At 69.8% G+C, this 1802-nt stretch carries 1 protein-coding gene; it reads right to left on the minus strand.

Annotated features, from left to right (window positions below; genetic code table 11):
• Window positions 1–139 precede the first annotated feature (139 nt).
• Window positions 140–1744, minus strand: a complete 1605-nt coding sequence (locus JHC79_RS23650) for an ABC transporter ATP-binding protein (protein ID WP_296395521.1) — start codon at window positions 1742–1744, stop codon at window positions 140–142.
• Between the last annotated feature and the right edge of the window lie 58 nt (window positions 1745–1802).

Raw genomic sequence — 1802 nt, forward strand, 5'->3', positions numbered from 1 at the left:
GACCATGGCATTCGTCGGCACGCGGTCGATGTTCGAGAACGTCGGCTTCGAGGTCATCGGCCAGACCGACGCCGTCGCCTCGAAGATGCCGCGGCTGATCATGCGACGGCAGCTCGTCTGACCGTCTGAGGTCGCAGACTCAGCCGACGGTCGACGCCGCCTGTCCGGGGACGGCACCACGCAACTCGCGGGTGTACGGGTGCGTCGGCGCATCGAACACCGTTGTCACGTCACCGTACTCGACGATCTGCCCGCCACGCATGACCGCGACCTCATCGCTGATCTGCCGGACGACGGCCAGATCGTGTGAGATGAACAGGTACGTCAGACCGAGGTCGCGCTGCAGGTCGTCGAGCAGTTCCAAGATCGTCGCCTGCACCGAGACATCGAGCGCGGAGACGGGTTCGTCGAGGATCACCAGATCGGGCTCGAGCGCCAGTGCCCGCGCGATCGCGACCCGCTGGCGTTGTCCTCCGGACAGGCGGGCGGGCCGGCGGTCGGCGACGTCGCCGGGCAGCGACACGCTCGCGAGCAGCTCGGCGACCCGCGTCCGACGGCCGGCTCGGTCGCCGATACCGAAGGCTCGCAACGGTTCCGCGACGATATCGCCGACCGACAGGCTCGGATCCAGTGACAGGTAGGGGTTCTGGTGCACGAACTGGACCCGGCGGCGGAAATCCCGCAACTGCTTACCGCGCGCGGAGCTGATGTCGGTGTCGTCGAACCGGACCGATCCCGTGGTCGGCGTCTCGAGTCGCGCGGCGATGCGGGCGGTGGTGGATTTGCCCGAACCGCTCTCCCCCACCAGCGACACCGTCTGTCCTCGCCGGACCTCGAACGAGACACCGTCGACCGCGACGAGCTTTTCCCCGCCGGACCGGAAGGTCTTGCCCACGTCCTGCAGCGACAGCAGCGGCGATCCGTCCGACCGCGGCGGCGTCCGCCGGGTTCGCGGCTGCGAGAGGCTCGGCGCCGCGGCCAGCAGGTGTGCGGTGTACTCGTGCTCGGGCGCGGCCAGTATCCGTGCTGTCGGCCCGTCCTCGACGATGACGCCGTCCCGCAAGACGACGATGCGATCGGCCCGATCGGCCGCGACCCCGAGGTCGTGGGTGATGAACAGGACTGCGGCGCCGGTGGAGTCGACGCGCTCGTCGAGGTGATCGAGGATCCGTTTCTGCACGGTGACGTCGAGAGCGCTGGTGGGCTCGTCGGCGATCACCAGTTCCGGGGAGCACGCCAGCGCGATGCCGATGAGCACGCGTTGCCGCTGCCCACCGGACAGCTCCGACGGGTGCTGGCGGGCGCGGAGCTCCGGGCGGTCGATGCCCGCCTCGTCCAGGATGCGGATCGCGTCGGCGGCCGCGGTACGACGGTTGGCCCGGCCGTGGATCCGCAGGATCTCGGCCACCTGGTCGCCGATGCGCCGCACCGGGTTGAGGGCCGACGTCGGATCCTGGGGCACGACACCGATGTGTGAGCCGCGGAGTTTCTCCAGTCGGCGCACGGGCGCTGAGTCGATGCGCTCGCCGTCGAACCGGATCTCGCCGCAGGAGACCTGACCACCCGATGGCAGGAGTCCCACCACCGCGTGCGCGAGAGTCGTCTTGCCCGAGCCGGATTCACCGACCAGTGCCACCACCTCGCCCCGGTCGACAGTGAGGTCGACGCCGTGTACGACCTCGGTCTCGTCGTAGGCGACCCGCAGCCCGCGGATCACCAGCAGTGGCTCCCGCTCGCGCGTCACGATCGACGCTCCTGGACCGCACGCCCCAGCCGATGCGCGCTGAGCACCACCGCGATGA

This window comes from Williamsia sp. (assembly GCF_016462415.1).
Classification (GTDB): domain Bacteria; phylum Actinomycetota; class Actinomycetes; order Mycobacteriales; family Mycobacteriaceae; genus Williamsia_A.